The organism is Bacillus sp. AFS037270, assembly GCF_002585305.1.
In genome coordinates this window covers 101598-113309 of the sequence record NZ_NUNF01000023.1, presented here as the reverse complement: position 1 = coordinate 113309, position 11712 = coordinate 101598, and the positions used below count along the sequence as shown (strand labels likewise).

The following is an 11712-nucleotide window of genomic DNA, read 5'->3' as shown; positions in this document are numbered from 1 at the left end:
GCCGGCCGAAAGGTTTGTTTTTAACCTTTTGGACGGATTGGCTTATGGCCTCGAGGGGCTAGGCGCTGGAGCTGGACGTCGACAGTCCTTTTATTAACAGTTATCCACAAGCGAAAATTTTATAATTTCCTGAACGAAAATAAAGGCCGGCATTAGCTCGGCCTCTTCTTCGTATATTGATGTTTAAAATATTTGTATAAAAATATCCAAATGGCAGCCCAAATAAAGCCAAAGGCATAACCTCCAAGCACATCGGAAGGATAATGGACCTGCAGAATGATCCGACTTGCTCCAATCAGAAGCACTAATAAGGAAGCTAGAATAGCAACTAGCCATTTGGCAGTTTTCGATTGGATTTCCTCAATTAATAAATAAGCAACTGTAAAGTAAAGCACCATACTAACCATCGCATGGCCGCTAGGAAAACTGTAGCTTTTAACCTCAACAAGGTGCTCTAAATCAGGTCTAGGACGAACAAACCAATCTTTTAATACCTTATAAGCTTCATTTGCTAAAGCCAGCGATAAAGCAAGCATTGCTGCCCCAGGATAGTTCCGTTTTTTTATCAATAACCACATTAACATGATCAATGCTATTAGGCCAATCCCTTTTTTATCTCCCATTTCCGTCACCTGAATAAAAAATGGATCTGCGCTATTGGGTACGTGTGAAAACAAATCTCCGACATAAGTATCCATCCAAAAAGCACTGTGTAAAGCCACTTTAATAGCGGTAAATAAAGTAATTAAAACAGCTATTATAAGAAAAACAAACGATTTCTTTTTCAAAATTATTCCCCCAACCCCTTGAATCTCCTTGTTTACATACTTTTAAAAGTATAAAAAAAATCAATATAAAAATCTATATAATAGTGTTAAAAGTGTTAAAATTGTTTGAAAATACATTCTTTAACTTTAACCATAAGGGGGATTACATATGTTAAACAACCTATTCACTAAATTAGAAGGTTACTACGATGAAATGGTCTCCATCCGCCGCTACCTTCATCAGCATCCGGAATTATCTTTTCAGGAATATAACACTGCTAGGTTTATTCAAGACTATTATGAGAAACTGAATATAGAAGTAAAGGGACAAGTCGGCGGCAATGGTGTAGTGGCAAAGGTTTATGGTAAAAAACCGGGTAAGACGGTGGCATTACGAGCAGATTTTGACGCATTACCGATTCAAGATGAAAAAGATGTACCCTACAAATCATTAGTACCCGGCGTCATGCACGCTTGTGGACATGACGGCCATACCGCTACACTGCTTATTCTTGCAAAAACATTAAATGAACTTAGAGATGAGTTAGAGGGGAACTATGTATTTATTCATCAACACGCCGAAGAATATGCACCAGGCGGCGCTGCATCCATGATTGAAGCCGGCTGTTTAGAAGGAGTGGATGTCATTTTTGGGACACACCTATGGGCAAGTGAACAGACAGGTACCATTCAATTCCGAACAGGGCCGATGATGGCTGCAGCCGATCGTTTTGAAATAGAAATCCAAGGGAAAGGCGGGCATGGGGCACAGCCTCATAAAACTCGAGATGCCATTGTGACAGCTTCACAGCTTGTCGTCAATCTGCAGCAAATCGTCAGCCGCAAAGTTAGTCCGGTTAATGCAGCAGTGGTTACGGTAGCTTCATTTATTGCTGAAAATGCCTTTAATGTGATTGCTGACAAAGCTAAGCTGACAGGAACAGTTCGGACATTTAATGAAGAAGTCAGACAGTTTATTGAGGAGGAAATGGAAAGAATCATCCATGGTACATGTTATACATCAGGCAGTTCCTATCAGTTTGACTACTTTAGAGGTTATCCGCCTGTGGTTAATCATGAGAAGGAAACGGGGATTCTCATCCGTTGTGCTCAGTTTGTTCCAGAAGTTACAAACATTGTGGAAACAGAACCGGAAATGGGTGGAGAAGATTTTGCCTATTATTTAGAAAAAGTTCCGGGAACTTTCTTTTTTACTGGAGCAAAACCAATCAGGGAAGAAGATGGGTACCCTCATCACCACCCAAAATTTGATATTGATGAAAAAGCCATGTTAATAGCTGCTAAAACATTAGTTTCAGTGGCACTGAAAGTCCAAAGCGAATAAACATCTGGAGCCCCTTACTTTATTGTTCAGGGGCTTTTTGCAGCAACCTTAATCGATAAGCATTCATCGCAGTTTCACCTAAAATTTTTAGAAGATTATTATTAGCATAGGCACCCACGAACGCCCCAATCCCCGGCACAAGCTGAAAAAGCTTAGCGAGATCAATATAATCCCTGTATTCCTGCTGAAACTTGCGCCAATCCATTTCGATGAGTTCTATTTTTCTATGTTCCCAATGCTCAATTTCTGATAAAGTGTTTTTTCGAATTTCATCACTTGAAAAAGCTAATTGAAACACATGGAGAATAAATAATCTCTCTTCATACTTTTTTGTATCAAAACCATAGATTGCGGCAGCTTCAAACAAAAATTTCATTTTAATCGTCAGGAGTAACGGAAAGTCAGCAAGTCCCAGCAAAATTCCTCCTGCCCCTGTTCCTGCTCCTTCAACGATGGCCGTCTTTTGGTAGACGGAAATCTTTTTTTGAACTAATTCATCTCTTTCAGCGAGGGATAAAGGATTAGCCTGAACTTTACTAGTGGTGAGCTGCGACCCAAATAACGTTGCCTTAACCATTGCCTTAATGCTTTCTGTCATCATTTCATGGACCTTTTCTGGAATCCATTCATTTATTTTCACTTGGGCTTTCTTGGATAACCGATTCATCATTCCTGACCGTCTGATCAATCTTCGTTTCCATTCTTCCACTTCTTCATAAACTTTTACTTCATACTCGTTCAATTGGACCAACTCCTCTCACTTTATATTATGAATCTATACGAGCTGAACCGCCCAATAGTTCCAAAAAAATATCCCCTAAAAAAGGGGAATACTCAGATTATTTTTTCAAACGACCTTTACTGTAAAAATAAACAAATAAATAGCTAAACAGCAGACCGGCTCCTAAAATAAGCAGTGAATAGAACCATTCTCCCTTAATCAAAATTAATAACGCAAAAATACAGGATTGAACCACTAATATTATCATTAATAGGAAATGAAATGACGCTGTCTTGTCTCTCTGTGAGACAGGATATAAATCCACCCAAAGCTTATTTTGATGGTGATTCCATAATGGCAGCAATTGAAATCCAGTTAAGTATACGAATAAAATGGTAAGCACAAGTTGTCCGATTCCGAATGAGATAAAATAGATAGCAAGTGCGCCAATCACGGTCAGCCGAAAAAACAATCCCAGATAATCGGATGAACGTAAAAATGTCCTAGCGAACAAATAAAGGTACGTTTTTTCTTGCAAAAATGGAATTTTGTCAATGAACAAATCGAGGTATTTCCTTCTTTTAACCGTATCTTTTAATTTTGGAACATCTGTAAATAAATTGGCCAGTCGATAAAAAGAGGCCATCCTCTTTTCTTCAGCATCAATTAATAAATCCCATTTTAACCCCATTTTTGTTGTCCTAATGTGAAAGGAGTAATAATAAAAGACCATGATTATCCCGATTACAATGAGGATAAAGAGATTTGCCTGTTTAAACATGAGATAAGTAAATACGGAATTAATCAAATAACGGACTAGGAAATCCCAGCGGTGTACAGATGTTTCTACGTAAAATTGAATTTTCCAGTTTGCAGCTAGATTCCAAGCCTTTATCAAAAGCAAAACGAGCAAAAACGGGATAAACGAGCCGAATCCATTTTCGCTAACATGCGCATAGATGGGCATTAAGACAGCTAGAACTAATAAAAGGATATACCCTTGAAACACTAAACTTGCAAATCCTGAACGGAGGAAATACCCTTTTAACTTCTCCTCTAAAGGAAGTAAAAACACCTTGTCCGCCTCAAGTAAAAAATTATAAACTGGGCTATATGTAACAATTATTCCAATAAGAACCGCTATTACCAACGCAGCTGGAAAATTGGGTGAAAGAGTCTTAATCCATTCTTGGTAATAAAATGCCGCGGTTCCAATTAAAAATAATAAGACAATCACAATATGACCATTGAAAATATAACGTAAATATCTCCCTAAGTCCTTCATTCGACCGCTGGCACGGTCCCTCCAAAGCTTATTTTCATCAAACATAATTTTCTTCCTTTGTTAATTGAATATACAAATCATCTAAAGATGCTGTTGGCATCATAAATTGTTCCCTTAATTCAGAAAGTGTTCCTTTAGCCCGGATTTTTCCTTCATGTAGTATAACAAAACGATCACAATACTTCTCTGCTGTTGCAAGAATATGGGTTGACATTAAAATTCCTGCACCGTTATCTTTCATCCTCTTCATTAAATCAAGTAGTGATTGAATCCCAAGAGGATCGAGCCCAACAAATGGTTCATCCACTATATATAGGGATGGCTGAACCAAGAAGGCACACATAATCATTACCTTTTGTTTCATCCCTTTTGAGAAATGGGCTGGAAACCAATTTAAGCGTTTTTCCATCCGAAACTCTGTTAGCAATGGGGCAATTCTCTCTTTGTAGGTAGATTCATCTAAAGCATATGCCATCGCGGTTAACCTCAAGTGCTCATCTAAGGTAAGTTCCTCATATAAAACCGGTGTCTCGGGAACAAACGTAAATAAACGGCGATAAGCTTCTTTATTTTCCATAAAGGACTGACCATTAATTTTAATGGAACCTTTATGAGGCTCCATTAGCCCGATAATATGTTTAATTGTAGTACTTTTTCCTGCCCCATTTAGCCCGATAAGACCGACAATTTCCTTTTCTTTTACGTCAAAGGAAATATCCTTTAATACAGGATTTCTTGTATATCCACCGACCAGATGATCAATCGTTAATAAAGCCATTATAAAACGTCCTTCCGTTTCAAGTTTATCGCGATTAGAAAGAATTCTCTATGTAATGATGAATTCAAAAACGTAAATCCATTAATTTTAATTTTAACAAATAACACCCGTAAAAAATAGAAAATCAATTTTTCTTAAACTTATTGTATAAAACTTCAGCAAACGGACATCATAATATTCGAAGGGGAAATAACTTATTCCGATGAAGTGATTCATCAAAATTTGAGATGAGGTGTCTGCTAAAGACAATTTCCTTTCAAACAAGTGAGCTTCCTATTCGTTTCAGATAAGGGGATGGTTGTTTTGTACAATGTGCATTTAAACCATTTAGAGTTCAAGTAACACCACTGTTTATCTTAAAAAAATAAGCAAATGAGGTGTTTACCGCAGATCACAACCCGTTTTTAAAGGTTAGGTAACCAATAAAAACAAATAGGGGATGGTCAGCTTGAACAATGATGTATCTTTATAAAAAAACACTCTATGAAAAATGAGGTGTTTATCAAAGAACATTCCTAAATGAACGCAGATTTGAAGCATTCCCCTTCGGGAAGACAGGATTCCACGCGGATCCTGTCTTTTTCTTTTTAGATTAATCATGGTAAAATAATACAAACATTTTAAAAGGGGCTGTATGTTATGAGTGATTGTATTTTTTGTAAAATTATAAAGGGAGAAATTCCGGCTGCAAAAGTTTTTGAGAATGAACATGTTTTAGCCTTTTTAGATATCAGTCAAGTAACAAAAGGTCATACCCTTGTTATTCCGAAAATACATAAAGAAAACTTATATGAGTTAACACCCGAAATTGCCAGAAACCTATATGAAGTAGTACCTTCTATTGCCAATGCGTTAAAAAAGGAATTTGAACCTATTGGGTTAAACTCCGTTAATAATAATGGTGAACATGCAGGACAATCCGTCTTTCACTTCCATTTGCATTTGATCCCGCGCTATGGAAAAGGTGATGGCTTCGGCGCTGTCTGGAAAAACAATCAAAGTGATTATACTCCACAAGTGTTACAGGACATGGCTGCAAAGATTCAAAAACAACTATAGTTTATTTAACAAGGGTTAAACATAAATTTTCTGAAAATTAATTCTTTAAAAATATTATCGTAATATGGTATAATGAGTTTAAGTTTTTCGCTGTAGGCAATGAGTGCACTGCAGGAGAAACTAATAGCTTAGGATAGCAGAGGAGAGATGAGAAATGAATACAAAGAATCTTGTAGTTTTAGCACTTTTAGCGGGGATTGGGGTCGTGTTGCATACTGTAATGCCAGCTTTCCTTAGTATTAAGCCGGATATGATGCTAGCTATGATGTTTTTAGGAATTATCCTTATTCCAGAAATAAAAAGTGTCATGCTGCTCGCAATTGTAACTGGTATATTGTCTGGCATCACAACTAGTTTTCCTGGTGGTACAATTCCGAATATCATTGATAAGCCAATCACAGCTTTAGTCTTTTTCGGTTTATTTTTAGCCTTAAACAAATATCGAAAATCGATTATTAGTGTGGGGGTTTTAACTGCCATCGGTACATTGGTATCAGGAAGCGTATTTTTAGGTGCAGCCTTCTTTATCGCAGGTTTACCTGCCCCATTTACAGCGTTATTTGTAGCAGCTGTATTACCTGCAACTGTTCTAAATACGGCCGTTATGGTTATTTTGTATCCAGTAGCTCAATCGATTGTTAAGAGAACTAAATTAACATCAGCTTCCGTGATTCAAAAGTAATCCACGGGATCTTTTAAGAAAAGAACCCCATGGGGTTCTTTTCTTAAATTACTTCTATGATAAATACGAGAGCATCAGCGCAACCAACAGACAAATACAGGCAGAGCCGGCTAGACCGGCAGCCCTTTTCTTTATTACTTGTTTAGGTGGATAGACACCTGGTCTTTTTAATTCAACTAAATATTTAAGTGTGCCAAAGAGCAGGATTACACTTAAAATGAAAAAAGTCAAAGCTCCAGTCTTCATCCCTTCGTTCCCCCTACTTTGAATCATTTTCGAACAATAGTTGTAACTATTTATATGATACATCGTCCATTCCTATGAAGGACTTATGTAAGGGAAAACGTAAGGGAGTACTATATTAACTACTACAATTGCTTTTAAAAGTTGCCTTTTTGGAGGAAGTAGGAAAATGAAAGTTAAACCTTTTCTATACGGATTTATGACCGGAGGGCTTGCTGCTGGTATTAGTATTTTACTAACCACACCAAATTCAGGCAAAGTAACCAGGGTTAAAATGAAAAGAAACAGCCAGGTTGCTCTAAATCAATTACAGGTCCTCAAGCATAACTTATTGGACCTAAAAAGCTCTGCTTTACATGCAACAAAAGAAGGCAGGACACAAATTTCAACATTTTTAACAGATGTTAAGATTGCCCTTGCACTCTGGGAAGAAGATGTGCGCCCTCAGCAACAGAAAATTCAAAAAGAAATTATTGAGATGAAAGAAACCATTCAAGAATTGGACGAAAAAATTTTAGATTATAATAAATAGTCTGATTAGACCTACCGAGTTGTCTTTCAAGTAGTTTTTTCATAAAAAAACTAAAAAACAAGATAAAAATTGTGTGATTTCTAAAAATTTTGTGAATTTATACTTTATTAATTTTTATTTTATTGGCATAATGAAAATAGAGAAATTAAAAGTAGGTGAAAATGGGGATGACTGAGAAACAATATTCGTTAAAGGAAGCGATGATATTTAGTCAGCGAATAACACAATTAAGCAAAGCGCTATGGAAATCAATTGAAAAAGATTGGCAGCAATGGATTAAACCCTATGATTTAAATATTAATGAACACCATATTCTCTGGATCGCTTACCATTTGAATGGAGCTTCCATCTCAGACGTTGCAAAATTTGGGGTCATGCATGTCTCAACAGCTTTTAATTTTTCGAAAAAGTTAGAAGAACGAGGATTGCTGAAATTTTCAAAAAAGGAAAATGACAAGCGAAACACTTATATTCAACTGACAGATAAAGGCGAAGAGATTCTGCTTCAATCAATGGAGACTTATCAACCAAAGGGAAATGCTGCTTTTTCAGGGGCGCTACCGCTTCGAGAACTATATGGCAAATTTCCGGATATTATTGAAATGATGGCCATTGTCCGCAATATTTATGGCGAAGATTTCATGGAAATCTTTGAGCGGTCTTTCCATAATATCGAAAGTGAGTTTGTTGAAGAAAATGGCACACTGAAAAAGGCCAAAAAAACGGAACAAGAACTAGTTTAAATTGGCCTGTCTTATAGGTACTTTTGTATCTCCTCAAAAAGAGGCTCGAACAATTTTTGCTTCAAGCAGGCCCTTACGACCTCTTCAATTTTTAAATTAGCTGGTAACGTAGCAGATAATTGATTAAGAAGCGGATGGAAATGAACGAAGCCTTCCGCTTTTTGTTCTGCCAGTTTCATGTTCAATTTATCACACAAATAATAGAACTTGTTGGCTTCCTGCTCCGAGATCCCGTTTTCAATAATTAACCGATAAAAATCATAATTGGGATTGTCCAGCAATTTTATTAATAACCTCTGATGAAATTCAAGAAGATTAATCCGTTGTAAAAGAATATCCTGTTCATTCATATTAACACCTCTTTTTAATACCTTACTTTACCTATGTTCATTATTCACCTTTTAAAGAGATGGGTAAACCTTTTTTTTCGATAATCAAAAAAAAATTGCAAATATTTAGACTCTATAACATTCTAGAAAACTTCCATTCTTTTTTACTATCTTTTTCTTATGTTTTTTGATATTGTATATAGAAAAGCGGAAGCTTTCCTTATAAAGTCATACCAGTTAGATTTCAAAACATATATCGCTGAAAAATCATAAGTAAACCATCTGGGAGGGAATCATCGATGATCTCCATTTTTATTGTCTTCGCTATATTTATTTTATTCTATGTAAATAAAATGACCAATTCCCTTTGTATCCAAAAGGAAATACCGGAAGAGAACCAGCATAAGGTATTCCGTACTATTAATGTTCTCATTACCATTTTATTGATTTCATCATACTTAGAAATCCTATATACATAATCCATAAATAAAATTTGGGGATATGTAATAAGAGTAAAAAAAGCGAAGCGATGAGGTAATTCTCATCGCTTTTTATTTTTATTATTTTTTCTTAGTAAATCCAAGAAGCTCCAATGATAATCAATAAGATGAAAAGGACTACAACTAATGCAAATCCTCCACCGTAACCTGCTCCACCAGACATAATTTAACCTCCCCCCATTGTCATTTTGTTACATTAATAAACCCAAGAAGCCCCAACAATAATCAATAGGATGAAAAGGACTACAATTAGAGCGAATCCTCCGCCATATCCTGCACTCATCATAAAACCTCCTTTTTCATTTGCTAAGATATACTATTCATAAAGGTTTAATTTCGTTTAGGCACTTAGCTTATTTTTTATGGAAAAGTCCAAGTAGCTTCTTTTGTTTGAAATTTCGCTAAACGCTTACTTATATTTTTGCAGCAGTACCCATTTATGTTATAGTAATCATTGTGGACAAACCTTTTCACAGAATTTAACTATTTAGGAGAGATTTCAGCATGAAAAAATGGATTTTAGCCCTTACAATGGCTGGCAGTGTACTTGCATTAGGTGCATGTAATCAAACTAGTTCTGAAAAAGTGGCAGAAAGTAAGGCTGGGAATGTTACTCAAGAGGAACTATACAATACAATGAAGGCAAAATACGGTGAGCAAGCCCTTCAACAACTTGTATATGAAAAGGTGCTATCTAAAAAGTACAAAGTAACGGATGCAGAGTTAAATGCGAAGGTAAACGATTTAAAAGAGCAGCTTGGTACAAATTTTGATGCTACTCTTGCCCAGTATGGTTACAAAAACGAAGCAGATTTGAAGAAAACCATGAAACTTGGAATGTTACAAGAAAAGGCAGCAATGAAAGATGTTAAGGTAACGGATAAAGAATTAAAGGATTATTATGCTTCCTATCAGCCTGATATAAAGGTTCGCCACATCCTTGTTAAAGATGAAAAAACAGCCCTTGACGTTAAGAAACAACTTGATGGCGGCGCAAAATTTGAGGATGTTGCAAAAAAATCTTCAACGGATACGGCTTCTGCGCAAAACGGCGGTGATCTGGGTACCATCAATAATACAAATAAAGACCAGTACGATGCTGATTTCATAAAAGCTGCATATGCTCTTAAAGTAAATGAAATTAGTGCACCAGTAAAAACACAATTTGGTTACCATATCATTCAGGTTACTGAGAAAAAAGAGAAGAAGTCTTATAATGAAATGAAGAAGGATATTGAGTATCAAGTAAAATCATCTAAATTAACAAGTGATGATATTAATAAAGCAATGCAGAACGAACTTAAAGCAGCTGACGTAAAAGTAACTGACAAAGACTTAAAAGATGCTCTAAATGCACCGACAACTGCAGCGCAATAATAAACATTGGAAAGCGGAAGCCCGATTAAGGGACTTCCGCTTTTTTTAACATCGCCTTTATGTTTTTTTCCTTTGCCACTCATTTTATTCACCTGTTGCTTTCAATTCCTCTCGCATTTCTTTCTCACGCTCGAGCCGTTCTATATAAATTTCCCCTTCACGTTCGATACTTTCCATTTCTACTTGCCGTTCTTCCCGCCCCGTTTTAATCGCCATTAGGGCACTAATAACTATTCCTGCCACTACTGCATAAATCCAAATAGGTATCATCAATGTCTCATGCTCCCTTCGCTAATGTTTGTCCACTTTTAGATTTCTTTTACTACAACATATTTCAGCGACACCTAAAATATTCTTTTGTTCAAAAAAAAATAACCCGATTCGGGTTATTTTTGACGTTATTTATGGAAAACCGGCTTATAAAAGGCTCGGTTATCTAAGGCAAATATGCGCTCCGTATACTCCCCTGGCTTGACTCTTTCTAAGGCCCGGTCAAGCATGTTCATTTTTGCATCAAGATTATCTATATAATGAAGAATTTCGGCTTCCTTTATTAATGGTGGTTTTGGACTTCCCCACTCAGCTTTACCATGATGGCTTAAAACCAGGTGCTGGAGAATTAATACTTCTTCCCCTGTAATGCTTAGTTCCTCAGCCGCTTTACCAATTTCAGTGATCATAATAGTAATATGTCCAAGTAAATTCCCCTCAATGGTATATGATGTTGAAATAGGACCTGATAATTCCATGACCTTTCCCATATCATGCAAAATAACGCCGGCATAGAGTAAATCTTTATCGAGGCTAGGATATAAAGATGCTATCGCTTTGGCTAGGTCCAGCATACTGACAACGTGATAAGCAAGCCCTGAAACGAATTCATGATGATTTTTGGTTGCTGCAGGATATTCCATGAATGCCTTTTGATGTTTTTTTATTAAATGACGGGTGATTCTCTGGATGTTCGGATTTTTCATTTCAAATATATATTGGGTCAGCTTGCTCATCATTTCTTCCTGACTAACAGGTGCTGTCTCAAGAAAATCATCAAGCCTTACACCATCAGAAGGGCCGGTTTTTCGGATTTGGCGGATTTTCAACTGACTTTTCCCGCGGTAGTTTTGAACATCCCCTAATATTTTTACAATGGTCTGTGCTGAATAATTCTTTTCATCATCAGCCCCAGCATCCCAGAGTTTTGCCTCAATTTCTCCGCTTTGGTCTTGCAGAATTAATGTCAAAAATGGTTTACCATTACTGGCAATCCCTTTTGTCGAACTTTTTATAAGGAGGTATAAATCAACCTGTGCCCCTACATCATACTGTAATACACCCTTGCTCAACCTCTTCA

The 11712-nt window shown here is 36.5% G+C and carries 17 protein-coding genes; 7 read left to right on the top strand and 10 right to left on the bottom strand.

Translation table 11 applies throughout. From position 1 onward, the window contains the following. Positions 1 to 152 precede the first annotated feature (152 nt). A complete protein-coding gene (locus tag COD92_RS12415; RefSeq protein WP_098996372.1) occupies positions 153 to 788 on the bottom strand; it encodes a phosphatase PAP2 family protein in 636 nt (211 codons plus the stop codon). A gap of 148 nt (positions 789 to 936) precedes the next feature. Between COD92_RS12415 and COD92_RS12410 the strand changes: the two genes are divergently transcribed. Continuing rightward, on the top strand, positions 937 to 2112 hold the full coding sequence (locus COD92_RS12410; RefSeq protein ID WP_098996371.1) for a M20 family metallopeptidase: 1176 nt from the start codon (positions 937 to 939) through the stop codon (positions 2110 to 2112). 19 nt (positions 2113 to 2131) lie between these two features. On the opposite strand, the gene COD92_RS12405 is transcribed toward COD92_RS12410, so the two are convergent. The 3 genes from COD92_RS12405 to COD92_RS12395 form a co-directional block, all read right to left on the bottom strand. Next, positions 2132 to 2854 (bottom strand): EcsC family protein, encoded by a 723-nt coding sequence (locus COD92_RS12405; protein ID WP_098529766.1) that lies wholly within the window; start codon positions 2852 to 2854, stop codon positions 2132 to 2134. 97 nt (positions 2855 to 2951) lie between these two features. Beyond that, a complete protein-coding gene (locus tag COD92_RS12400) occupies positions 2952 to 4163 on the bottom strand; it encodes an ABC transporter permease (protein WP_098996370.1) in 1212 nt (403 codons plus the stop codon). Beyond that, on the bottom strand, positions 4156 to 4896 hold the full coding sequence (locus tag COD92_RS12395; RefSeq protein ID WP_098529764.1) for an ABC transporter ATP-binding protein: 741 nt from the start codon (positions 4894 to 4896) through the stop codon (positions 4156 to 4158). Before COD92_RS12395 ends, COD92_RS12400 begins: the two co-directional genes overlap by 8 nt. Positions 4897 to 5535: 639 nt before the next feature. Here COD92_RS12395 and COD92_RS12390 point away from each other — a divergent pair. After that, complete coding sequence (locus COD92_RS12390; RefSeq protein WP_098529763.1) at positions 5536 to 5955, top strand: HIT family protein; 420 nt, start codon at positions 5536 to 5538, stop codon at positions 5953 to 5955. A gap of 154 nt (positions 5956 to 6109) precedes the next feature. Further along, positions 6110 to 6637: a tryptophan transporter gene (locus COD92_RS12385; protein WP_098529762.1), complete on the top strand. Its 528-nt coding sequence runs from the start codon at positions 6110 to 6112 to the stop codon at positions 6635 to 6637. A 54-nt stretch (positions 6638 to 6691) separates the two neighbouring features. On the opposite strand, the gene yhzF is transcribed toward COD92_RS12385, so the two are convergent. Beyond that, positions 6692 to 6883: a membrane protein YhzF gene (yhzF, locus tag COD92_RS12380; RefSeq protein ID WP_098529761.1), complete on the bottom strand. Its 192-nt coding sequence runs from the start codon at positions 6881 to 6883 to the stop codon at positions 6692 to 6694. Between the two features lie 166 nt (positions 6884 to 7049). Between yhzF and COD92_RS12375 the strand changes: the two genes are divergently transcribed. Both COD92_RS12375 and COD92_RS12370 read left to right on the top strand, forming a co-directional pair. Next, a complete protein-coding gene (locus tag COD92_RS12375; RefSeq protein ID WP_098529760.1) occupies positions 7050 to 7412 on the top strand; it encodes a YtxH domain-containing protein in 363 nt (120 codons plus the stop codon). Positions 7413 to 7579: 167 nt separating this feature from the next. Next, positions 7580 to 8155: an HTH-type transcriptional regulator Hpr gene (locus COD92_RS12370; RefSeq protein WP_098529759.1), complete on the top strand. Its 576-nt coding sequence runs from the start codon at positions 7580 to 7582 to the stop codon at positions 8153 to 8155. A gap of 11 nt (positions 8156 to 8166) precedes the next feature. Here COD92_RS12370 and COD92_RS12365 read toward each other — a convergent pair whose 3' ends face one another. Next, on the bottom strand, positions 8167 to 8505 hold the full coding sequence (locus COD92_RS12365; RefSeq protein ID WP_098996369.1) for a DUF1878 family protein: 339 nt from the start codon (positions 8503 to 8505) through the stop codon (positions 8167 to 8169). A gap of 278 nt (positions 8506 to 8783) precedes the next feature. Between COD92_RS12365 and COD92_RS12360 the strand changes: the two genes are divergently transcribed. After that, positions 8784 to 8963, top strand: coding sequence for a hypothetical protein (locus COD92_RS12360; RefSeq protein WP_098529757.1), 180 nt, complete (start codon positions 8784 to 8786; stop codon positions 8961 to 8963). Between the two features lie 91 nt (positions 8964 to 9054). Here the strand turns inward: COD92_RS12360 and COD92_RS12355 are convergent, their stop codons facing one another. Then, positions 9055 to 9147, bottom strand: coding sequence for a YjcZ family sporulation protein (locus tag COD92_RS12355; RefSeq protein ID WP_040204450.1), 93 nt, complete (start codon positions 9145 to 9147; stop codon positions 9055 to 9057). 33 nt (positions 9148 to 9180) lie between these two features. Further along, positions 9181 to 9267: a YjcZ family sporulation protein gene (locus COD92_RS12350; RefSeq protein WP_098529756.1), complete on the bottom strand. Its 87-nt coding sequence runs from the start codon at positions 9265 to 9267 to the stop codon at positions 9181 to 9183. Between the two features lie 221 nt (positions 9268 to 9488). On the opposite strand from COD92_RS12350, the gene COD92_RS12345 reads away from it, so the two are divergent. Further along, complete coding sequence (locus tag COD92_RS12345) at positions 9489 to 10361, top strand: peptidylprolyl isomerase (RefSeq protein WP_098996368.1); 873 nt, start codon at positions 9489 to 9491, stop codon at positions 10359 to 10361. Positions 10362 to 10445: 84 nt separating this feature from the next. Here COD92_RS12345 and COD92_RS12340 read toward each other — a convergent pair whose 3' ends face one another. Together COD92_RS12340 and yhaM are read right to left on the bottom strand one after the other, a co-directional pair. Continuing rightward, a complete protein-coding gene (locus COD92_RS12340; protein ID WP_176541166.1) occupies positions 10446 to 10634 on the bottom strand; it encodes a sporulation YhaL family protein in 189 nt (62 codons plus the stop codon). Between the two features lie 125 nt (positions 10635 to 10759). After that, positions 10760 to 11704, bottom strand: coding sequence for a 3'-5' exoribonuclease YhaM (yhaM, locus tag COD92_RS12335; RefSeq protein WP_098529754.1), 945 nt, complete (start codon positions 11702 to 11704; stop codon positions 10760 to 10762). Positions 11705 to 11712: the final 8 nt, after the last annotated feature.

Bases quoted from the DNA above. Each gene is read 5' to 3' on its own strand.
- COD92_RS12395 (WP_098529764.1), bottom strand. From the start codon at position 4,896: ATGGCTTTATTAACGATTGATCATCTGGTCGGTGGATATACAAGAAAT.
- COD92_RS12385 (WP_098529762.1), top strand. From the start codon at position 6,110: ATGAATACAAAGAATCTTGTAGTTTTAGCACTTTTAGCGGGGATTGGG.
- COD92_RS12410 (WP_098996371.1), top strand. From the start codon at position 937: ATGTTAAACAACCTATTCACTAAATTAGAAGGTTACTACGATGAAATG.
- COD92_RS12365 (WP_098996369.1), bottom strand. From the start codon at position 8,505: ATGAATGAACAGGATATTCTTTTACAACGGATTAATCTTCTTGAATTT.
- COD92_RS12355 (WP_040204450.1), bottom strand. From the start codon at position 9,147: ATGTCTGGTGGAGCAGGTTACGGTGGAGGATTTGCATTAGTTGTAGTC.
- COD92_RS12390 (WP_098529763.1), top strand. From the start codon at position 5,536: ATGAGTGATTGTATTTTTTGTAAAATTATAAAGGGAGAAATTCCGGCT.
- COD92_RS12360 (WP_098529757.1), top strand. From the start codon at position 8,784: ATGATCTCCATTTTTATTGTCTTCGCTATATTTATTTTATTCTATGTA.
- yhzF (WP_098529761.1), bottom strand. From the start codon at position 6,883: ATGAAGACTGGAGCTTTGACTTTTTTCATTTTAAGTGTAATCCTGCTC.
- COD92_RS12375 (WP_098529760.1), top strand. From the start codon at position 7,050: ATGAAAGTTAAACCTTTTCTATACGGATTTATGACCGGAGGGCTTGCT.
- COD92_RS12400 (WP_098996370.1), bottom strand. From the start codon at position 4,163: ATGTTTGATGAAAATAAGCTTTGGAGGGACCGTGCCAGCGGTCGAATG.
- COD92_RS12350 (WP_098529756.1), bottom strand. From the start codon at position 9,267: ATGAGTGCAGGATATGGCGGAGGATTCGCTCTAATTGTAGTCCTTTTC.
- COD92_RS12345 (WP_098996368.1), top strand. From the start codon at position 9,489: ATGAAAAAATGGATTTTAGCCCTTACAATGGCTGGCAGTGTACTTGCA.
- COD92_RS12370 (WP_098529759.1), top strand. From the start codon at position 7,580: ATGACTGAGAAACAATATTCGTTAAAGGAAGCGATGATATTTAGTCAG.